We start from the raw sequence: 21,356 nt of genomic DNA on the forward strand, positions 1-21,356 counted from the left end.
TCCCTTTGCCGTCTACCTGTCAGAAGCCTGGCGCGCTGCCGCCAGCCTGTTCCGCAGCGTCTTCGGCCGGATATCGGGCCAGTTCTGTTCGATGTACTCCAGGCACGCGGCGCGATCCGCTTCGCCATAAACCGTCTGCCAGCCGGCCGGAATATCGGCGAACGCCGGCCATAGGCTGTGCTGCTCTTCGTCGTTGATCAAGACGAAAAAGCTGCAAGTGTCGTCGTCGAACGGATTGGTACTCACCGGGCCTCCAAACGTCGTTGTCGCATGGGTCGCGCACTTCACTGCACGTGCTGTTTTGGACCGGGCGCCAGGGGGCTTGACCCAGCATCGGTCTCGACATGACCGGGAGCGTATGGGTTTCAATCCTGTTGTCGGCCTTATCAAGCCGGGTAGCGTAGTCCGGACGCGCACATAGAGTGGTGAGCGCGATTTACGAGAGTGACCCTTGGTAGCGGCAGGCAGAGTTCGCCGAGAATTCGCGTGGTAGCGCGGATTTGATTCTGCTGCAGCGTGTTTCGCGATATTGCTGCCTTTGTTGTTCGGCGGAGACGCGGGCGCCGGCCTGTGTTGACGGCCGCAGGAGAGACGTGCCGCAGACGACGGGCTACGGCTCCCCCGCGGCGATGGACCCGCAAATGCGGTAGCCGGGCCGGGAAAGGTCGGCTTGAGCGGCCAGCGCGGCCTGTTCGATGGCCATCCGCCGGCGCGGAACCGTCGTCATGACGTGCTCGAATCGTCGTCGTGCGTCGCGGACCAATCCAGGTTCAGTAGCTGAACGAGCTGGTCGCGATTGTTGACGCCGAGTTTGGTGAAAAGCCGGTACAGGTGTCCCTCGACGGTGCGCACCGAAATAACCAGCCGGTCGGCGATCTGACGATTGGACAATCCGGCCGCGACCAGCAGCACGATCTGACGTTCACGCCCACTGAACGGAAGGGGGCGCGCCGCGGCCTCGAGCGCCGGTGTACGCACGCCGCACTGGCCCGCCAAAGCATGGGCCCAGCTCGACGACTCGACCTCCTTGCGCCGCTCGCCGCGCCGGGCATGCTCGCCGGCCGCCTGGGCCGACGCGTCGGCGGCAAAAGCCAACGCACCGAGATCGGCGAATTTGTGCGCGGCGACATCGAGCAGATCACCGTCGTGCTGCGCCAGACCGCGGGCTTGGTCAGCGACCGCTTGCGCCGATGAAGAGCCCAGCATTCGGGCGAGCTCATCCACCCGGGTGGCCTGTGACCGGTCCCCGAAGCGAACGGCGGCATGGCGCGCCCGCATCTCCGCCACGTGCATCGCGGCCGCTCGCGCGATCTGCGCCGCCTGCATCGCATGCGATTGGGCGGCCGACGTGTCACCGGCAGCTGCCCGCTCCCAGGCCCGGGCCAGCTCGAGTTCGGGCAAAAACACCCCGACGTGGGGTCCATACGTTTCCTCCGCACGCCGCAACGCCGCGCCGGCCGCCGCGCCGTCGCCCCGCGCCCCCTCGGCCTGGGCCAGCAGGGCAGCCACCACCAGCAGCCACGGCGACGGAAAGCCTTGGGACAGCTGCGAAATGGATCGGTCAAGTGTGGCGCACGCCGACGACAGCTCGCCGCGGCTCACCTGCACGAGCCCGAGCATGGCGTCAACCATGGCCTTCGCCGCGGGGAGACCGGTGGCCAGCGCGGCGTAGCGCCTATGGATTCGGTCGGCCGCCGGGTAGTCGCCGGCCGCGGTCGCGACCATGACCTCGGCCATTCCGATGGCGAATCGCTGCGCGCCCGCCCTGCAGAGTGCCGTCGCGCGCACACCGGCAGCGGCGATGCGGCTGACTTCGGAAAAGCGCCCGGCCGCCATCAAGGCGCCGCATGTCGCGACGGCCGCCCACACGGTCGCCATCGGCACTACGTCGGCCTCGCACAGACGCGGCCCGAGCTCGATCGTCGTCTCAATGTCGCCGCAGAAGAACCCGATTGATATCTCCAGCGCGGCGAGCAGCTGGAGGGCGCCCTCGGCCACGAGGCGCTGCCTCGCCTCGGCCACTACGCGCGTCGCGGTTTCGGCGTCACCGCATCCCCACGCCAAGTTGGCGGCGCGCAGGCAGCCCCACCGCGCGATCAGCCAGTCGTCGGCGTCACTGAGGTCGACGTCCAGCAGAATGGATTCGGCCTCCTCGCCGCGCCCCTGCCAACTCACCGCCTCGGCAAGCACCAGAGCGGCCGGCAGGCCACCACCGCGTTCGACCGCGAACTTGGCCAGTTCCTCACCAAGCGCCACGTTCGACATCGCCAGTGCGCTGGCCGCCGCATCGATGACCACCTCTAGGTCGGGCTCCAGGTCGCTGCGCAACATGAACTGAGCCAACCGGATTCGGCCTCGCGGATCGGCGAAGTGCGAGCGCCGCCCGCCCGCCCTCAGGTGCCTCCGAAGGGTTTTCGCCAGGATGCCGTTGAGCTGCCGCGAGCGCACTATCCCCGCGTGGCGGGTGGCCGCTTCACCGAGCATGGGGTGATTGAGTTGCGCCAGGGTGTGGGTTCCGTCGGCGACCAACTGGATCAGACCACGACGCTCGAGGTTTGCCATCGCGTCGGCATCGCAGATGTCGCGCAGGATCTCCCACTCCAACACCTCGGCGGTGGCCAAGACCTCGACCACCTCCAACTCCTCTGGAGTCAGCGACTGCAACCGGAACTCCAAAGCGTCGCGCAGTTCGCGATCCGCCCGCAGCGGGCCTTGTAGTTGCCAGCCATGCTCGGCGTGAACCAAGGTCCCGCTTTCGCGGCCGGCCGTCAGAAAACCCCGCAGTAGCAACGGGTTTCCGGCGCTGCGCTCGAACAACTCGTCGACCAGTCGCGGGTCGACCGGACCACCCAGAACCGTGCCGGCCAATAGCTCGGTCTGCTCGCGCGTAAACGGGTCGATGTGAACGGTCAACAACAGGCGCTCTTTCAGCAACACCGTCAACGCGTCCAGCACCGGCTCACCGGACCGGATCGTCACGATCAACCGCGCGCCGCCGGCGGCCGCAAGCTGATTGACCAAGGTGGCCGACAGCGGATCGAGCAGCTGCGCGTCGTCGACCACCACCACCAGGTTCTTGTCCTGGCTCAGGGTGTTATGGGCGGCGGCCAGCATGATTGCCGGTTCATGCCCCACCCCGAGGCTCACCGCGCGCGAAAAGGCGCCCAGCGGCACGGCCCAGCCCGTTTGGGTGCCCAGTGCAAATCGCACCGTGCGCCCGGCCGACTCCACCGTCTTCGCGAGCATGCGCGCCAAGGTCGACTTGCCCACGCCACTGTCGCCGATCAGCGCCACACCGTGGAAGTCCCCGTTGTTCAGCGCGGCCAGCGACCGGCGCAACTCCGCATCGCGTCCGACGATGGGCCACGTCGACCCATTTGCCCTCTGTGTCAAACGATGTATCTCCCCGCTCCCCCAAGCCGGCGACGTCGCGGCCAGACTGCTGCTGGTCCGTGACGGGCGCGAGCCAGTGCCGTTGTCGTCCACCGGACGACGCCCTGGGCCGCCGCTACACAAACCCGGACCGCGCGCCCGCCAGATAGAGCCTGAAGGCGTCCAACGAAGTCGAGGCTGGCGCCAACGGCTCCGATGCGCGTCGGTCCTCGACTATCGGCGACTCACACGGCGAGGCCGTCTCTGCGGGTACGGACGGGCCGACATCGTGATTAACGATCGCGACCGCGCGCTTGCGACTGCCACTCATGTGCCGGAGGGTATGGTCCCTCGAGCAGGCATCGCCGGAATCCGGACACAAGTCGAGTGGTGCGCGCCTGGAGATCGAGTGGCGGCCCGTCGAATCGATCGGTTGCCGACGAAGACTCAGCCGGTCCGCGGGTGATCGTGGCGCTCGTAACGCAGCGACTCGTCGCCGCGACGTGACAACTCGCTTCGCATGGACGGCTCCCTGCGCATCAGGCAGATGAGCTGCTCGCGAGTGTTGATCCCGAGTTTGGCGAAAAGCCGATACAGGTGTCCCTCCACCGTGCGCACCGAGATGACCAACTCGTCGGCGATCTGCCGGTTGGACAAACCGGCCGCGACCAGCATGACGATCTGGCGCTCACGGCCGCTGAAGGGAAGTGGGCGTGCCGCGCTCTCGACCGCCGGTGTGTGCAACTCGCAATGGCTCGCCAAAGCGTGCGCCCGGGTCGACGACTCAAATTTCTTGCCGCGATCGCCTCGGCGGCCATGCTCGCCCGCCGCCTGCGCCCACGCGTCCGCGGCAAGCGCCAATGCGCCGAGATCAGCGAACCGACCCGCAGCGGCATCGAGCAGGGCACCGTCGTGTTTCGCCAGAGCGCAGGCATGGTCGGCGACCGCCGCGGCCAACGGGGTGTTCAGGATACGAGCGAGTTTCTCCAGCGGCGTGGCCTGCGAAGGATCGCCGAAGCGCACGGCCGTGTGGCGTGCCCGCATCTCCACCGCATGCATCTTGGCCGCTCGCGCGATCTGCGCCGCTTGCGTCGCGTGCGCTTGGGCGGCCGACGTGTCACCGGCAGCTGCCCGTTCCCAGGCCCGGGCGAGCTCGAGTTCGGGCAGGAACACCGCGACATGCGGTCCGTAGTTTTTCTCCGCTCGCCGCAGCGCCGCGGCGGCCGCCGCACTGTCGCCCCGCGCCCCCTCGGCCTGGGCATGGAGGGCGGCCACCACGATCAGCCACGGCGACGGAAACCCCTGGGCGAATACCGCAGTGGCATTGGTGAATACAGCGCACGCTGACGCCAGCTCACCGCGGGCTACCTGCACCAGCCCGAGCATCGCGTCGACCATGGCCTCCGCGGCAAGAAGGCCGGCGGCCATCGCGGCGTAACGCTCGTAGATCTGCTCCGCCGCCCGATAGTCGCCGGCGGCCGTCGCCGCCATGACCTCGGCCATGCCGATGTTGAATCGATGCGGCCCCAATCCGCACAGCTCGGCCGCGCGCGCCCCGATGGCCGCCAAGCGGGGAACCTCGGAAAACCGCCCGGCTCCCGCCAACGCACAACATGTCGGGAAAACCGCCCACACGGTCGCCATCGGCAGTGCATCGGGTTGGCATAGGCCCGGCCCGAGTTCGATCGTCGTCTCTACGTCGCCACGGAAGTACGCCATGGAGACCTCCAGCCCGTTGATGAGGCGGAGGCACAACTCGGACGAGACAAGCTTTTTCACGTCATCGAGTACCTGGGTGGCGGATTCGACGTCCCCGCAACCCCAGTACAAGTTGGCAGCGCGCAGGCAGCCCCACCGCGCGATCAGCCACTCGTCGCCGCCGTCGGGCTCGGCGTCGACGAGCACGGCGTCGGCCTCCTCGCCGCGCCCCTGCCAGCTCACCGCCTCGGCGAGCACCAGAGCGGCCGGCAGACCGCCGCCGCGATCGACCGCGAACCTCGCCAACTCCTCGCCCAACCCCACATTCGACATCGCCAGCGCGTCCATCCCCGCCTTGATGACCATCTCCAGGTCGGGCTGTAGGTCGCTTCGCATCATGAACTGGGCCAGCCGAATTCGTCCCTGTGGGCCGGGCAACCCCGGCAGCCGGCTCCCTGCCCGCTGCTGCTTTTGAAGGGCTCGCGCCAATTCGCCGTTGAGTTCCCGGATGCGCACCATCCCGGCGTGGCGGGTCGCCGCTTCACCAAGCATCGGGTTGTTCAACTGCGCCAGAGCGTGGGATCCGTCGGCGACCAACTGGATCAGACCACGACGCTCCAGGTTCGCCATCGCGTCGGCATCGCAGATCTCCCGCAGGACCTCCCACCCCAGCACCTCGCCGGTGGCCAAGATCTCCACGACCTCCAGCTCCGCTGGGGTCAGCGAGCGCAGCTGAAACTCCAGAACGTCGTAAAGTTCGCGATCTGCGCGCAGCGGGCCTTGGAGTTGCCAGCCGTGTTCGCCCTGAACCAGGGCCCCATTTTCGCGGCCGGCGGTCAGAAATCCGCGTAGGAGCAACAGGTTTCCCGCACTGCGCTCCGACAACTCGTCGACCAAGCGTGGGTCGACCGGACCACCCAGAACCGCACAGGCCAATAGCTCGGTTTGCTCGCGCGTGAACGGATCGATGTGAACGGTCAGCAACAGGCGCTCTTTCAACAATGCGGTCACCGCGTCCAAGACCGAATCGCCGGACCGGATGGTCACGATCAACTTCGCGCTGCGGCCGGCCGCAAGCTGATTGACGAAGGTGGCCGACAGCGGATCGAGCAGCTGCGCGTCGTCGACCACCACCACCAGGTTCTTGTCCTGGCTCAAGGTGTGATGCGCGGCGGCCAGCATGATCGCCGGCTCGTGTGCCACCCCAAGGCTCACCGCGCGAGAAAACGCACCCAACGGCACAGCACGACCCGTTTGAGTGCCCAGCGCAAATCGCACCGTGCGCCCCGCCGACTCCACCGTCTTGGCCAGCATCCGCGCCAGCGTCGACTTGCCCACGCCACTGTCGCCGACCAACGCGACGCCTTGGAACTCGCCGTTACTGAGCGCCCCCAGCGATCGTCGCAACTCGACATCGCGCCCAACTACAGGCCACGCTGACCCCTTACCCCCGTGCATCTGAAGCCCTACTTAATTCAAGGGCGCAGTGCGCGTATTTCGTGCATACATATCAGGCAGCTTCCGTGGGTTCGGTCGTAACTCTCCATCGGGGCCGGCACGGCCCAGCGGTAGCCGCCACACGTTGTTTGTGCCGCCGACTACGATCGCGACTTGCCGGTCAGCCTCGCCGTCTGCCCGATATCCACCGAGCTGACCCGCTCCTCGTACGCGCGGGACCTCACCCCTCTAGAACCAGTATTACTTGAAATATACTCGGGTAGGCCGCGGACAGCAAATTATTTTCTACCCCTCAATTCACACATATGTAAATTAAATATGCTGATTGTACAGCTGTTTCATAAGTTTGCCGGGGCACCGGCCGAGGCCCCCTCAGCAAACTCATAGGAACGGCTTGAATCGGCTCAAGCGCCGTCCGCGGATGCATGACTTTCGCGTCGACTCCGCTAGAGGTTGCAGAACGTGCGAGCGGTTTTCCTCGCGATAGGTTTACCGCGACTACAGGGCCACGCCCAGGAGCGCATCGACCGCGGTCGCCACCAAGCGGGGCGCCTCGGCGTCGTGGCCACCGTACTCGAGCGCATCGGTTGACCAACCATCAAGCGCCGCAAGCGCTTTGGGCGTGTCGAGGTCGTCGGCCAGATATTGGCGCACCCGCGCGATCACGTCGGCGGCGTCGGGGCCGGTCGGGAGCGCGGTCGCGGTGCGCCAGCGCTGCAGCCGGGCGACGGCCTCGTCGAGCACCTGCTGGCTCCAGTACCGGTCGCCGCGGTAGTGGCCGGCCAGCAGGCCCAGCCGGATGGCCGCCGCCTCGACGCCTTGGGCGCGCAGCGTCGACACCAGCACCAGGTTGCCGCGGCTCTTGGACATCTTGTGCCCGTCCCAGCCGATCATCCCGGCGTGCACGTAGTGGCGCGCGAATCGCCTTTCGCCGCGGACACATTCGGCGTGCGCGGCGGTGAATTCGTGGTGCGGAAAGATCAGGTCGCTGCCCCCGCCCTGAATGTCCAGGCCGCTGCCGATGCGGCTGAGGGCGATCGCCGCGCACTCGACGTGCCAGCCGGGCCGTCCGTCGCCGAACGGCGAGGGCCAGCTGGGCTCCCCGGGCCGCGCCGCCCGCCATAGCAGGGCGTCGAGCTGATCGGTCTTGCCGGGCCGCTGCGGGTCGCCGCCGCGCTCGGAGAACAAGCGCAGCATGGTTTCTCGGTCATAGCCCGACTCGTAGCCGAACTGGGGCGTGGCGTCGGCGCGGTAGTAGATGTCGGGGTATTCGCCCTCGACGACGTAGGCCGCCCCGGACGCCAGCATCTTCTCGACCAGCTCGACGACCTCGGCGATCGCCTCGGTCGCCCCGACGTACTCGCGGGGTGCCAGCATGCGCAGCGCGGTCATGTCCTCACGGAACAGCGACACCTCGCGCTGCGCCAGCTCCCGCCAGTCGATGCCGTCGCGCTCGGCGCGCTCCAGCAGAGGGTCGTCGACGTCGGTGACGTTCTGGACGTAGTGGACGTCGTGGCCGAGATCCAGCCATTGGCGGTAGATGAGATCGAACGCCAGATAGGTTGCGGCGTGGCCCAGGTGGGTCGCGTCGTACGGGGTGATGCCGCAGACGTACATCGTGGCGGTCGACCCGGACGCCACGGGGCGCACCTGCCGGTCAGAGGTGTCATACAGCCGAAGCTCCGGGCCGCGCCCCGCCAATACGGGGACCTGTGGGGAAGACCACGACTGCATGGCAATCAGCCTAAGCGCGTCGACGATGCGGCCCGCGCAGTGGGCCGCGGAGGAGCCGCGCAATCAGCCCCAGCGCGTCGACGATGCGGCCCGCGCAGTGGGCCGCGGAGGAGGCGCGCAATCAGCACAGCGCGTCGACGAAGCTGCCCGGAATCGCCCACCCTTAGCGCCAGGCGTCGCGGATGGCTCCCAGCAGGATCGGGGCCAGCTCGGCGCGGCACATGACGAAGTCGGGCAGGTACGGGTCGAGCTGGTTGTAGCGCATCGGCGATCCGTCGAGCCGCGAGGCGTGCATCCCGGCGGCCATCACCACCCCGGCCGGGGCGGCCGAGTCCCACTCCCACTGGCCGCCGGCGTGCACGTAGGCGTCGACGTCGCCGTCGATGATGGCCATCGCCTTGGCGCCCGCCGAGCCGATCGCGACCGGCTGAATGGGCAGCGTCTGCCGCATCCGGTGCAGGACCGCCGGGGGCCGGGTGGCGCTGACGGCGATGCGGATGGTGTCGGTGACGCCGGCGCGGGCGGCGCCGGCCGTCACGGTGTCGCTGCGGTAGACGATGTTGCCACGCGCGGGCAATGACACCGCCGCGTCGGTGATCTCGCGTTGGCCATCGCTGGGTCGCTGCCACAGCGCGATGTGGACCGCCCAGTCGTCGCGGCCCGGCGTGGAGAACTCGCGGGTGCCGTCCAGCGGGTCGATGATCCACACCCGGTCGTGCTGCAGCCGGGACAGGTCGTCGTAGGCCTCCTCGCTGAGCACCGCGTCGCCGGGCCGCTCGACGCGCAGCCGCCGCAGGATCAGGTCGTTCGCCAGGCTGTCACCCGCGTCGCCCAGCGCCCAGGGATAGCCGAACCCGACCTCGTCGCGGACCTTGAGCAATAACTCCCCCGCTTCGGCGGCGAGATCGGCGGCCAGCGCGGCATCGGTCATCTCGTCCGACTCGTCGTCGGGGGCATGGCTCACCGGTTCAGTATCGCCGACGCCGTGCCGCGCTTGCGATCACCGCTAGAAAGCCGGCCACGGGATCGGGCGATGCCGGTTGGGTCCCGGCATCACCGGATTGTCCAGCAGCGCGTGCGCGCGCATGCGCAGCGCGGCGATCTCCGCGGACGTGATGTGCTCGGCCAGTTCGTCGCCGAACGAGCCGGTGAGGGCCTCGGCGAGGCCGGCGACGGCCTTGCACGTCTGACTGTCGATCGGCTTGCCGGCCCACCCCCACAGCACGGTCCGCAGCTTGTCCTCGACGTGCAGGCACACACCGTGGTCGACCCCGAAGATGTGGCCGTCGAGGTCGCGCAGGACGTGGCCGCCCTTGCGGTCGGCGTTGTTGACCAGCACGTCGAACACCGCCATCCGCCATAGGCGAATGTCGTCGGCGTGCATCAACACGACCTCGTCGCCGGCGTAGTCGTAGGCGCGCAGCACCGGCAGGTAGCCGGGCTGGGCCTTGCCCGCGGGAAACAGGTCGACCAGATCCGGGCCCGGCCGCGGCTCGGTGTCCACCGTGTCGCCGGGTTGCTGCACCCACTGCTGCAACATGCCCGGGCCCGCCGGCCCGTGGCGAATGATCGTGTAGGGCACGATGTTCCAGCCCAACTGCGCCGACACCAGGTATGCGGCCCGCTCGCGGCCGGCCAGCGTTCCGTCGGGAAAGTCCCATAGCGGCGCCTCGCCGGCGACCGGCTTGTAGACGCAGTGCACCGCGCGCTCGTCGAGCGTCGATTCGCAGAGGAAGGTGGCGTTGCTGGCCGAGCGGATCCGTCCGATGACCGTCAGCTCGCCGTTGCGCAACACCTCATGGTCGTCACACCTCGGGGTCATCGTCAGACCCGAGAAGCGCATTGCGCCGATAGCCGTTGGCGCGCGCGCAGATATGTCCCTCCGGGTCCAACGGTTCGTCGCACAGCGGGCACGGCGGACGCCCGGCCGAGATCACCCGGTTGGAGCGGCTGGCGAACTGCCGCGCCGACTCCGGCGTCAGGAACACCCGCACCGCGTCGGGACCCTCCTCGGTGTCGTCGAGCACCACCGACGCATCGAACTCGGCGTCGGTGACGGCCAGCAGCTCGACCACCACGGTCTGGGCCTCCGAATCCCAGCCCAGACCCATGGTCCCGACCCGGAACTCGGCGTCCACGGGCGTGATCAACGGCTTGAGGTCCTCGACCTCGGCGGGCTCGGGCGGAACCGGCGTGCCGAACCGGCGATTCACCTCGAGCAACAGCGCGCCGATGCGTTCGGCCAGTACGGCAACCTGCTGCTTTTCCAGGATCACCGACACCACGCGCGCGTCGTGCACCGCCTGGATGTAGAACGTGCGATTTCCGGGCTGGCCAACGGTCCCGGCCACGAAGCGGTCGGGGGTGCGGAAGACGTGAATTGCGCGGGACATGGCACCTCCAAAATACCGGCTGTTGCCGTCGCCGTGCGATCCGATAGTGGTGGCAGTCGAATTAATCCGTCGAACCGCCGACCACGGCGTCGCTGGACGGGACTCCGGCGGCCGGTGGTGCCTGCGCCTCGCCGTTGGGCTGCCCGTCGGTTTCCGCCTTTGCCTCTTCCTTCGGCTGCGGTCCGGCCCGCAGTGCGGCGGACAGCCGCGCGCCGGTGTGGTTGACGTGCAACACAAACGGGCGCAGTTCGGTGTACCGGATCACACTGACCGACGCCGGGTCGGCGGTGACGCGCTGGAACCCGTCCAGGTGTATGCCGTACGCGTCGGCGATCACCGCCTTGATGACATCACCGTGGGTGCAAGCGACCCACAGCGCGTCGCCACCGTGCTCCGAGGCCAGCCGGCGGTCGTGCTCGCGGACGGCGGCGACCGCCCGGGCCTGCATCTGCGCCAGGCCCTCGCCGCCGGGAAAGACCGCCGCGCTGGGATGGGCCTGCACGACCTTCCACAACCGCTCGCTCACCAGCTCGGCGATCTTGCGGCCCGTCCATTCCCCGTAGTCCACTTCGGCGAGCCGGTCTTCGACGAGCGGCGCGAGACACAGCGCGTCGGCCAGTGGTTCGAGGGTGCGACGGCAGCGCAACAGCGGCGAGGTGATCAACTCGCGGATCGGCAGATCACCGATCCGGTCGATCAGCGCGGCGGCTTGCTCGCGGCCCTTGTCGTCGAGGTCGACGCCCTCCGAACGTCCGGCGAGGATGCCGGCGGTGTTCGAACTGGATCGGCCGTGTCGCAGCAGAATGACGGTCATGTCGACCACGACGCTACCCGGTAGGAGGCCCCGAGACCGCAGCTGAGTGGCCCGACGCCGGCGACGCGCGCGGCCTAGCGGGAAACCGGCTCCGCGTGCGCCACGGAGTCGCGCACCGCCGCGCTCAGGCTGCGCTCGTCGGTGAGGTCGATATCGACCAGGCCGCGGACTGCGGTGGCGACCACCTCGTCGGCCTGCGGAACGGGCCCGGCCAGGCGTGGCCGGTAAACTTCCACGACAAGTGATCGGTTCTCGATGTGGAACGAGAAACTTCGCCCATCACCGACTTGTCCGTATCCGCTAGCGAAAATACCTGTCGACATGTCTTCGACAGCAAACTCTTCCTGCGTCATATGACGGTCAGCGGTGACGGCCATGAGCCGACGATACCTCGCCGGTCCGGCCAGACGCGGGCAGCATGGCCCTGTGGGACCGACCTCGTTCCTTAGAATTTGTGTTCCACCGCCGCACCACGAGGGAAAGCACTTGCTGTCACAACCATGGCGCCACAAGCTGGCAGCTCAAGGCGGTGTGTTGAGCCTCGCGGTTTTGCTCGGTGCGACGGTCGGTTGCTCGTCGAATCCGCTCGCCGGCGCGCCGCGCACCATCGAACCCGCGGCGGCGGCCGTGTCGCCGCCGCCGTCGCAGTCGCCGGCCGGCGCGGTGCGGCCGCTGCCCGCCCATGCCGCCGCGGCGGTGTTCGATGCCGGCACCCGCCGGCTGGCGGTCCTGGCGCCGGGCAGCGACCCGGCAGCGCCGGGCAGCATCACCGTTTTCGGTGAGGCGCAGGCCCCGCCGCGCGTCGTCGACCTGCCGGGGCCGGCCAGCGCGTTGACCGACGACGGCCAGGGCACCGCCTATCTGGCCGCGCGCGGCGGCTACTTCGCGGTCGACCTGTCCACCGGCCACACGGCGCAGGTGAGCGTGAGCGACGCGGCCCAGACCGAGTTCACCGCGGTGGCGCGACGCGCCGACGGCCGGCTCGTGTTGGGCAGCGCCGACGGCGCCGTCTACACCCTCGCCTCCCCCAAGCCGGGCGCGGTGAGCGCCGCGAGCGTCGCCAGTCGCAACAAGGTCTTCGCGCGCGTCGATTGTCTTGTCACACAAGGCGATACGACGGTGGTGCTGGATCGCGGGCAGACGTCGGTGACGACGATCGACGCCGACGGCCACGTCCAGCAGGCCCTGCGTGCCGGCCGGGGCGCCACCACCATGGCCGCCGACGCGCTGGGCCGCGTTCTGGTCGCCGACACCCGCGGCGGTCAGCTGCTGGTCTACGGCGTGGACCCGCTGATCCTGCGGCAGGCCTACCCGGTGTCGCAGGCGCCCTACGGCCTGGCGGGTTCCCGCGCGTTAGCCTGGGTTTCGCAGACCGTTTCCAATATCGTCATTGGTTACGACCTGTCCACCGGAATCCCCGTCGAAAAGGTGCGCTACCCGACCGTGCAGCAACCCAACTCACTGGCCTTCGACGAAGCGTCGGACACCTTGTACGTGGTGTCGGGATCCGGTGCGGGAGTTCAGGTCATCGATCACGCGGCGGGTAGGCGTTGACCGCGGCGCGGCACAGCCGCCTGCCCGCGGGCTGGGACACCGAGATGTCCGACGAATACGAATGGGTGCCGCTGCGCCTACCCCCGGAAGTGACCCGGGTCAGCGCGTCGACCCGATTGTCCATCGAGGCCGAATACCGCGGCTGGGAGTTGACCAGGGTGCGGCTCTACAACGACGGCAGCAGACGAGTGTTGTTGCGCCGCAAGAAGTCTCGCCTGGACGGTACCGGTTACGAGGGGCGGCGGCCCGACCAGCCGCAACTGTGACACCCGACCGGCCACGCGCGGGCGGCCACCGGCTGTACGGCCTGCTGCGGCAGCTGTTTTTCGTGATCCCGCCCGAGCGCATTCACACGCTGGTCTTCGGCTTCCTGCGCGGCGTCACGGCCGTCGCCTGGGCGCGCCGGGCCTTGCGCCGGTTGCTGGGCCCGACCGATCCGGCGCTGGCCAGCACGGTGTTCGGGGTGCGTTTCCCGGGTCCGCTGGGCCTGGCGGCCGGCTTCGACAAGGACGGACTGGGCGTACTCACCTGGGGCGCGCTGGGTTTCGGGCATGCCGAGGTCGGAACCGTCACCGCCCACCCGCAGCCCGGCAACCCGGCCCCCCGCATGTTCCGGCTGCCCGCCGACCGGGCCCTGCTCAACCGGATGGGCTTCAACAACCTCGGCGCCGGCGCGCTCGCGATGCGGCTCGCGCGCCAGCGGCCGGAGGTGCCGATCGGGGTCAACATCGGCAAGACGAAGGCAACGCCGGCCGATCAGGCAGTCGACGACTACCGGGCGAGCGCGCGGCTGGTGGGCCCGCTGGCCTCCTACCTGGTGGTCAACGTCAGCTCGCCGAACACCCCCGGGCTGCGTGACCTGCAGGCGGTCGAGTCGCTGCGGCCCATCCTGTCGGCCGTGCTCGCCGAGACGACCACACCGGTGCTGGTGAAGATCGCGCCGGACCTCTCCGATGCCGACGTGGACGCCATCGCGGACCTGGCGGTCGAGCTGGGCCTGGCCGGCATCGTCGCCACCAACACCACGATCTCGCGGCAGGGTTTGCGGACGCCCGGCGTCGACGAGCTGGGCGCTGGCGGCATCTCCGGGCCGCCGGTGGCGCGCCGCGCGGTCGAGGTCCTGCGCCGGCTCTACGGCCGGGTCGGCGACCGCCTGGTATTGATCAGCGTCGGCGGCATCGAAAACGCCGACGACGCCTGGGAGCGGATCACCGCGGGCGCCTCGCTGCTGCAGGGCTACACCGGCTTCATCTACGGAGGAGGCTTGTGGGCCAAGCAGATTCACGACGGCGTCGCCCGGCGGCTGCACGACGGGGGGTTCGCCTCGCTCAGTGAGGCGGTCGGCGCGGCGGCTCGGGGCTGAGCCTACTTCTGTTCGTAGGTGGCGTGGATGACCGCGCGGGCGATGGCGTGCTGGAACAGGTTGAACCCGAGGAAGGCCGGGCTGGCGTCCTCGGGCAGATCCAGCTTGTCGGTGTCCACGGCGTGCACGGCGATGTAGTAGCGATGCGGGCCGTGCCCGGCCGGCGGCGCGGCGCCGAGGTAGCGGCGCAGCCCGGCATCGTTGACCAGCGTGAGCGCGTCACCGGGCAGGTTGCTGCCGTCGCCGGCGCCCTCGGCCAGCTCGGTGACGTCGGCGGGCAGGTTCGCGACCGCCCAGTGCCAGAACCCGGAGGCCGTCGGCGCGTCGGGGTCATAGACGGTGACGGCGAAACTGCGGGTCCCGTCCGGGAATCCCGACCAGCTCAGCTGGGGGCTGACGTCCTCACCACCGGCGCCCATGATGCCGCTGACCTGGGGCTTGGCCAGGGGCTGACCGTCGGTGACCGATTGCGAGGTCAACGTGAACGTCGGCAGCTTGGGCAGCGATGCGTATGGGTCGGGCGCAGTGCTCATGGCGGTCCTCTCGGGTGATCGGCTTGCGTTCGTCAACTAGCAGTGGGTCAGGAAGTGGGTCAGCACGTCGGTGCCGAACCGCAACGCGTCGATGGGTACCCGTTCATCGACGCCGTGGAACAGCGCGGTGAAATCCAGGTCCGGCGGCAACCGCAGCGGGCTGAAGCCGAAACAGCGAATACCCAAGCGCGCGAAGGATTTCGCGTCGGTACCACCGGAGAGCATATACGGCACGGTGCGGGCGTCCGGGTCGAGCGCCAGCACGGCGGCGTTCATCGCGTCGACGAGGTCACCGTCGAAGCTGGTCTGATAGGACGAGAAGTCCTTGATCCATTCGCGGGTCACGTCCGGCCCGAGCAGCTCGTCGATCTCGGCCTCGAACGCCTCCTTGCGACCGGGCAGGATCCGGCAGTCCACCACCGCCTCGGCGATCGCCGGGACGACGTTGGCCTTGTACCCGGCCTTGAGCATCGTGGGGTTGGCGGTGTCGTGCAGCACGGCCTTGAGCATGCGGGCCGTCGGACCCAGCTTCTCGACCGCTCCCCGCAGGTCGCCCGACTCGGTGTCGAAGGTCAGCCCGGTTTCCTCGCTGACGGCCGCGAGGAACTGCGCGACGGTGTCGGTCAGCACCAGCGGAAACTGGTGCCGGCCCAGCCGGGCGACGGCCTCGGCGACGGCCGTGACGGCGTTCTGGTCGTGCACCATCGACCCGTGACCGGCGGGGCCACGGGCGGTGAGCCGCATCCACGACAGCCCCTTTTCGGCCGTCTCGATCAGGTAGAGCCGACGTTCTCCCCCGTCGCGGCGCGGCACGGTCAGCGAGAACCCGCCCACCTCGCCGATCGCCTCGGTGACCCCGTCGAACAGATCCGGCCGGTTGTCGACCAGCCACTGCGCCCCGAAGGTGCCGCCGTGCTCTTCGTCGGCGATGAACGCGAAGACCAGGTCACGCGGGGGGACGATGCCGGCCCGCTTCAACTGCCGGGCCACCACGATCATCATCCCGACCATGTCCTTCATGTCGATCGCCCCGCGGCCCCAGACAAAGCCGTCTTTGACCGCGCCGGAGAACGGGTGCACGCTCCACTCGGTGGGCTCGGCCGGCACCACGTCGAGGTGCCCGTGGATGAGCAGGCCACCACGCGAGGGGTCGGCGCCGGGCAGGCGGACGAAGACGTTGCCGCGGCCGGGGGCGCCGGATTCGACATACTGGGGGGCGTAGCCGACCTCGGCGAGCTGCTCGGCGACCCATTGGGCGCACTCGGCCTCGCCCTTGGTGGTCTCGGGTTCGCCGGTGTTGGTGGTGTCGAACCGGATCAGCTTGCTGACCACCTCGACGACGTCGTCACTCGGGTTGGTCGGCTCCTCGGTCGCCCCGCTCTGAATGGTCACAACCCCCTTTCCTACCATTGCCGCGGCCGGACGGCCCGATGCCGAGCATCGCGGCGTCACGAGGAGTCGGATTGGGTTCGCGGCAGGCAATCCGATAGCCTTAGCTGCCAACCCATGCTGGTTTGGCCTTGTCCGAGTGGCGGAATGGCAGACGCGCTAGCTTGAGGTGCTAGTGCCCTACTAATGGGCGTGGGGGTTCAAGTCCCCCCTCGGACACAGCCGGCGACACGACTCAAATCGGCCGTCGCCTTAACTTGTCGCAGATGCGGATCGTAATCAAGGCGGAGCCCAAGGGTCGCGTACACCTCGGCGCGTTCCGCCCCGGTCGCCGCACCGAGCACAGCTGACAGCCCGCCCAGTTCCTCGACCAATTCGCTGATCTGTGCGGCAGACATGAGACGGGGCCGCTCCGCTTGCTCAAGACGGGCCTTCAGCTCGTCGCGCTCGGCGGTGCGGCGACGCAATGCGGCGGTCAAGTCCTCCACGGCCACGCCAGACTCCACGGCGGTAACCAAAGCAGCAACCTTGGCATTCGCCTCGCGAAGCTGGCGCTGTAGGGCGGCGTAGCCAGTACCGCCTGCCGGGTCCACGTCCTGCCCGCGTGCAAGGTCTTCCGGATCGGCCAGGGTGGCGATCCATTCGTCAAGTCGCGCAGTCACCTCGTCTTCACGGAGATAGACGGTGCGCGGATGATCACTCAGGTCAACAGGTACAGAACGCGACTTGCCCAGCTCACAACGGTAGAGGATGCGGGTCGTTCGTTTCCCGACGCGAGCGGCGCCCTGCATCCGCCGTCCACACGCGGCACAGAACAGGAGCCCGCGCAGCGCATACGGCACGGTCGATTCTCTGCTGCACACGAGACCGGGACCACGCCGTGCCTGCGTCCGAAGACGAACAGCCTGCACCAGTTCATCGGGAATCAGCGCTTCATGCGTGCGGCGGTCTGGTGCGATCCAGTCGGCCTGATCACGCCACCGCATACGAGTCTCGTACCCCGCCGCGACATCGTCGGGGCTGACCAGGACCTCGTATTTCTCCTGCTTGCCCCAAACACGGATACCGCGGTACGCCGGGTTGTCGAGTATCGCGCGGATCGCAGAATGGGACCAGCCTCGCGGGTCACGATGACGATTCCGCGCCGGGTCGTACTGGCTCGGTGACGGCACGCCATCGTCGGTGAGCTGTTGCGCAATGTAGCGCAGGCCCGCTCCGTCGGCGTACATGCGGTAGATTCGCTCGATGACCGGCGACGTCGCGGGGTCAGGTTCGAGGCGGTGAAGCCGCTGCCCAAGATTTGCCTTGGCAGGGTTTGGGTGCGGGCCGGCGTCGACGAGCCGGTAACCGTAGGGTGGTCGACCACCGAGGTATCTCGACGTGTCCTGCGCGAGTGCTGACATCGCCGTACGGACCCGCATCTGGATTCGTGCGCGCTCTCCCTTGCTCATGCCGCCGAACAGAGTCATCACCAGGTCGTGTGCCTCAGAACCGGGATCGACTGCTCCGCCGACCTCGGGTACCCACAGGCCGACGCCGTAGTGCGTGAGGATAGGGAAGGTGAGCGCGAACTGCGGCCCGTAGAACGCACGGGCGGGTTCCCCGATCACTACGGCATCAAAGTTACGGTCCCGACAAGCGACATCACCAAGGAGACGTGATGCCTCCGGCCTGCGCTTCCACGGCAGCGAACGGCTCTGTCCCACATCGAAGTAGTCAGCGGCGAGGACTCCGCCGTGCGGAGCGATCAGGTCTATGGCACGCCGCTTCTGCCAGCTGCGGCTCGCCTCCGGGTCTTGAGCGTCCTCCGTGCTCACTCGGCCATAGAAGGCGAACCTCAGGCTCACGCCACTCCCCTCCCTGATCCCAGCATCCGGTCCCGCACAGCCATTATCACGTCTACCAGCGCGCTGTTCGCCTCGCGCGGAAGTCGATAGTGGTCGGGCACGACAATTTCAACACGCCTCTCTGACATCGTCGGCGCATCGATTCGAGCGTCACGCTCATACCGGGCATGTGCTGTTCGGGATCCGTCAGCCATCGCTGCCCCCTTGCGAATCCCATCGTTGGTTGCGGGCTAGGCCACGGACTTCCATCAGTCCGATCCGGCGGATTTCCATGCGTCGGAGGGCCGCGGAGTTCACGAGGGTGCGGTCGCCGAGACTGGTGAGGCCGGCACGGTCAAACTCCCACACCACTAGATCATCGCCATCGGTGGAGTTGAAGCCGAAACCATGTTGGTGTCCAGTGCTTTTCAGACGTTGTTCACGTGTCCAGGTGGCGCGACGTTCGCGTAGCGCGGTCATCGTGGTGGAGTAGCGGCGGGATTTGCTGGTGATGTGGCCCCGGTAGCCCAGGGTGTGCAGCCACCGGCCGACACCGGCCAATCCCCTATCGGCGAGTTGGCTGATGGTGGTCAGGATCGCCCGGACGTGATCGGACACATCCAGGTCGGCGATGGCCTCGGTGGAGATGCGTCGTGCGCTGATCCCGACGTCAGCTAAGGATTTGGTGACGTATTTCGCGAGGTAGCGAGCTACGCGGTGGCCTGGCAGCACCCGGCCGTGTGATGAATCCTCCTGCACAGCAGGGCTGTCCGTGCCAGCGTGCCGGTTCTCGATGGGTTGGGTGTCGACTTGTGTGCCGAACCTGATCACCCGTGTCGCGGTATCTGAGGATGGGTCGGTGACCGTCACGGCTACGGTTCGAGCGGCCTGTTGGATGATGGTGGCCAGTTCAGTGGCTGTGAGGGGCGCTTGCCACTCCGGACCACCGCAGTTGTCGCTGTCGCGCGGGTCGAGACGGATCAGGGCATGAATATGTGGGACGAGCCGGGCTTGCAGCTCGACGACTTTGATGAAGCTGACCCGCACCGCATCCGGGTCGGCGCCCGAGGCGCGTAGCTCGCGGCGCAGCGCGCGTCGCAGGGTGATGGTGAAGCGTCGCCACAGTTCTGGCATATGCCAGGTGAACAGCACATGCCCGGTGTAGTCATAGCAGTCCGCGCAGATCGGCTGTCCCACATGGATGTCACCTTCTCCGTGGGTTGTGCTGCACCACAGTGGTTTTCCATGCGGGCAACGGCGGTAGCCGCCAGGCCCGTGGTGGTCGCGGCACACCCGGAGGCGCTTGTCGCCCGCACGTGCGGTGGTGTGGACCGGCCCGTAGCTGGGTGCGGTCAGCGTGACGAACACCTGCGGGCGGTCCGCCACGGCTTCGGGGATATCGTGGTGGCCGCCGGCGGTGCCAGCGTGCACGAGTTGCCACGTGTCGCGAGCGTAAAGGTCCGAGCACGACGGGCAGATCTGGGCGCGGCGGTTATTGCACCGTGTCCACACCACCCGATCGCGGCCGAACTCGTCGATACCCGTGAGTTGAATGGGGTTGGCGCAGAAGCCAACGGATTCCGCTCGCCGCCACCACGATTCGAACCCCATCGAGGACGCGCGGCGCACCATCTGATCCACCGCCGTGTTGGTGTCGATTGTGGCGGCTATGCCGGGCAACACCAGCGTGGGGGCCGTCGTTGCAATAGTCACCGCTGACCCCGATCGGTGTCAGTGCGCTCGCCGTTAGCCTGGTCGGGGCGGGTCGCGGCACGGGGCGCCCGGAATCGTGCTGCCAGGGTGGTGATGTCGTGGTCGGTGACGTGAAATGCCCGTACCCGCACCGGGCGGGCGGTGCCATCGATCATCATGTACCCGACACCCGGCGTCGCATCAGCGATCCGGTCGCACTCCGCACCGGCATCCCTTGCTCCCTGGCCGAGAACCATGGCGGTTTGAGTGGCTTCGGTCAACCGCAGCCCGATCCGCACGGTGAACAGCTGCCGCACTGACAGGGTGTCTTTGGCCGGGTCTTGTACCGCAGCCACCAGCGAAATGCCGACGGCGCGGCCTTGGGAGAGCAGCAGACCCAGCAGTTGTTCCATTTCGCTGCGCACCCTGCGATCGGTGACATAGGCGGTCAGAGCGGCGATCTCATCAATAACCACGACAAAAAGCGGTTCGGATGAGGTGGGGGTGTGCAGGCGCGTCTTGCCGCGTAACCGATTGGCGCGGGCGTGCATCACCTCCACCAGTTGCCGCAGCAGGTGCAAGGTCGAGTCGGTCGCGTCGTGGGTGAACACCGTGAACATCGGTCTTCCAGCGCCCAGTTCCATGCCGCCCTTGGGGTCGATGACGCAGAGCCGTACCTGCCCGGTTTTCACTGCGGGGGCGATGCCGGCGATCAGTGACCACAACACCGAGCCTTTGCCCGCGCCGGTCGCGCCAGCCACCAGCAGGTGGTTGCCGAGCAGAGGTAGGTGCCACCAGCGGCGGGTTTCGGTGATGCCGACCCGGACCGACCCCACATCCACCGCAGTCGTCGTCGTGGGCATGGGCAGAGCAATCGGGTCGGCCAGCGCGTCGCCTCGCATCAAGGTGATGCGTAGCTCTCCGGGCGCGGTCGCGCGGATGGTGATCCGGTCGGCACGCCAGGCGGCGGCCAGCGCCTCCGATTGCTTGTGCCAATCGGTCAGGGATTGGCCGGTCACCACGCGCAGCGCCAGGACGTCGGTCGTCTTGCCGATGCGCACCGACTGCAAGGTCGGCACCAAAGTGCGTTCGCCAAGTGTGGCGGTCAGCCCGTGCAGGGTGCACAGCGATTCCCAGGTGCGCGTGTAGCGCAACCAGGCTAACCAGCGCCGCCGCACCGGCTCGGTGACCCATCCGCGAAACGATCGCGGCTCCAGCCACGCCCATACCCCATACGCAGCAACGAGAGCAGTACCGACGATCAGCCCCGAGCGTGGGCCATGGGTGATGGCTATCCCCACGCTGGCGATGATCGGGATGCTGACGGCCGGGAAGAGCACCGCCCACCACAGCAGATATCCGAGCGCCTTGAACAGTGCGAGGATGAGGTCGGTGATCCAGTCGTCATCGTTGGATTGAGAGTTGTTGCCGTTCTTGTTGTTCGATGCCATGACAGGCGTCCCTCCGTGAGTGAATGGCCGATAGCAGCTCCGGTGCGGGGGCGCGACACCCACGAGCGCCGCGCCCCAG

At 68.0% G+C, this 21,356-nt stretch carries 17 protein-coding genes and 1 tRNA gene; 4 read left to right on the top strand and 14 right to left on the bottom strand.

From position 1 onward, the window contains the following. Positions 1-12: 12 nt before the first annotated feature. The 9 genes from QGN30_RS16205 to QGN30_RS16245 form a co-directional block, all read right to left on the bottom strand. On the bottom strand, positions 13-246 hold the full coding sequence (locus QGN30_RS16205; protein WP_008256233.1) for an MbtH family protein: 234 nt from the start codon (positions 244-246) through the stop codon (positions 13-15). 477 nt (positions 247-723) lie between these two features. After that, complete coding sequence (locus tag QGN30_RS16210) at positions 724-3,339, bottom strand: helix-turn-helix transcriptional regulator (protein ID WP_038536076.1); 2,616 nt, start codon at positions 3,337-3,339, stop codon at positions 724-726. A 480-nt stretch (positions 3,340-3,819) separates the two neighbouring features. Beyond that, on the bottom strand, positions 3,820-6,477 hold the full coding sequence (locus tag QGN30_RS16215; RefSeq protein WP_038536073.1) for a helix-turn-helix transcriptional regulator: 2,658 nt from the start codon (positions 6,475-6,477) through the stop codon (positions 3,820-3,822). A 549-nt stretch (positions 6,478-7,026) separates the two neighbouring features. Then, positions 7,027-8,262: a cysteine--1-D-myo-inosityl 2-amino-2-deoxy-alpha-D-glucopyranoside ligase gene (gene mshC / locus QGN30_RS16220; protein ID WP_008256229.1), complete on the bottom strand. Its 1,236-nt coding sequence runs from the start codon at positions 8,260-8,262 to the stop codon at positions 7,027-7,029. A gap of 163 nt (positions 8,263-8,425) precedes the next feature. Then, on the bottom strand, positions 8,426-9,193 hold the full coding sequence (locus QGN30_RS16225; protein ID WP_085976493.1) for a 3'(2'),5'-bisphosphate nucleotidase CysQ: 768 nt from the start codon (positions 9,191-9,193) through the stop codon (positions 8,426-8,428). Between the two features lie 75 nt (positions 9,194-9,268). Then, a complete protein-coding gene (locus QGN30_RS16230) occupies positions 9,269-10,084 on the bottom strand; it encodes an SCO1664 family protein (protein WP_263646723.1) in 816 nt (271 codons plus the stop codon). Then, entirely contained in the window at positions 10,068-10,655 is a 588-nt protein-coding gene (locus tag QGN30_RS16235; RefSeq protein WP_008256222.1) for a DUF3090 domain-containing protein, read from the bottom strand. Before QGN30_RS16235 ends, QGN30_RS16230 begins: the two co-directional genes overlap by 17 nt. A 61-nt stretch (positions 10,656-10,716) precedes the next feature. Continuing rightward, positions 10,717-11,469: a histidine phosphatase family protein gene (locus QGN30_RS16240; protein WP_036458823.1), complete on the bottom strand. Its 753-nt coding sequence runs from the start codon at positions 11,467-11,469 to the stop codon at positions 10,717-10,719. Between the two features lie 74 nt (positions 11,470-11,543). Continuing rightward, positions 11,544-11,846 carry a hypothetical protein gene (locus tag QGN30_RS16245; protein ID WP_009957751.1) on the bottom strand — a complete coding sequence of 101 codons (303 nt, stop codon included), beginning with the start codon at positions 11,844-11,846 and terminating at the stop codon, positions 11,544-11,546. A 136-nt stretch (positions 11,847-11,982) separates the two neighbouring features. Between QGN30_RS16245 and QGN30_RS16250 the strand changes: the two genes are divergently transcribed. The 3 genes from QGN30_RS16250 to QGN30_RS16260 are packed head-to-tail and all read left to right on the top strand — an operon-like array spanning position 11,983 to position 14,386. Continuing rightward, entirely contained in the window at positions 11,983-13,023 is a 1,041-nt protein-coding gene (locus QGN30_RS16250) for a YncE family protein (RefSeq protein ID WP_225336872.1), read from the top strand. Next, the gene (locus QGN30_RS16255) at positions 13,020-13,289 is read left to right on the top strand and encodes a DUF5703 family protein (protein WP_008256210.1); all 270 of its coding nucleotides are present in this window, start codon (positions 13,020-13,022) and stop codon (positions 13,287-13,289) included. Before QGN30_RS16250 ends, QGN30_RS16255 begins: the two co-directional genes overlap by 4 nt. A gap of 32 nt (positions 13,290-13,321) precedes the next feature. After that, a complete protein-coding gene (locus tag QGN30_RS16260; RefSeq protein WP_162130210.1) occupies positions 13,322-14,386 on the top strand; it encodes a quinone-dependent dihydroorotate dehydrogenase in 1,065 nt (354 codons plus the stop codon). A gap of 2 nt (positions 14,387-14,388) precedes the next feature. Here the strand turns inward: QGN30_RS16260 and QGN30_RS16265 are convergent, their stop codons facing one another. Both QGN30_RS16265 and QGN30_RS16270 read right to left on the bottom strand, forming a co-directional pair. Then, complete coding sequence (locus QGN30_RS16265) at positions 14,389-14,919, bottom strand: YbhB/YbcL family Raf kinase inhibitor-like protein (protein WP_008256205.1); 531 nt, start codon at positions 14,917-14,919, stop codon at positions 14,389-14,391. 36 nt (positions 14,920-14,955) lie between these two features. Then, complete coding sequence (locus QGN30_RS16270) at positions 14,956-16,329, bottom strand: M20/M25/M40 family metallo-hydrolase (protein WP_263646188.1); 1,374 nt, start codon at positions 16,327-16,329, stop codon at positions 14,956-14,958. A 112-nt stretch (positions 16,330-16,441) separates the two neighbouring features. Between QGN30_RS16270 and QGN30_RS16275 the strand changes: the two genes are divergently transcribed. Continuing rightward, a tRNA-Leu gene (locus QGN30_RS16275) sits at positions 16,442-16,527 on the top strand. Here the strand turns inward: QGN30_RS16275 and QGN30_RS16280 are convergent. The 3 genes from QGN30_RS16280 to QGN30_RS16290 form a co-directional block, all read right to left on the bottom strand. Then, complete coding sequence (locus tag QGN30_RS16280; protein WP_023899425.1) at positions 16,509-18,155, bottom strand: recombinase family protein; 1,647 nt, start codon at positions 18,153-18,155, stop codon at positions 16,509-16,511. The two genes, QGN30_RS16275 and QGN30_RS16280, sit on opposite strands and share 19 nt — an antisense overlap. A 186-nt stretch (positions 18,156-18,341) precedes the next feature. Further along, positions 18,342-19,847 carry a replication initiator gene (locus QGN30_RS16285; RefSeq protein ID WP_014380003.1) on the bottom strand — a complete coding sequence of 502 codons (1,506 nt, stop codon included), beginning with the start codon at positions 19,845-19,847 and terminating at the stop codon, positions 18,342-18,344. Next, on the bottom strand, positions 19,844-21,277 hold the full coding sequence (locus QGN30_RS16290) for an FtsK/SpoIIIE domain-containing protein (RefSeq protein ID WP_014380002.1): 1,434 nt from the start codon (positions 21,275-21,277) through the stop codon (positions 19,844-19,846). Before QGN30_RS16290 ends, QGN30_RS16285 begins: the two co-directional genes overlap by 4 nt. Positions 21,278-21,356 lie beyond the last annotated feature (79 nt).

This window comes from Mycobacterium sp. 3-98 (assembly GCF_035918355.1).
GTDB classification, from domain to species: domain Bacteria; phylum Actinomycetota; class Actinomycetes; order Mycobacteriales; family Mycobacteriaceae; genus Mycobacterium; species Mycobacterium intracellulare.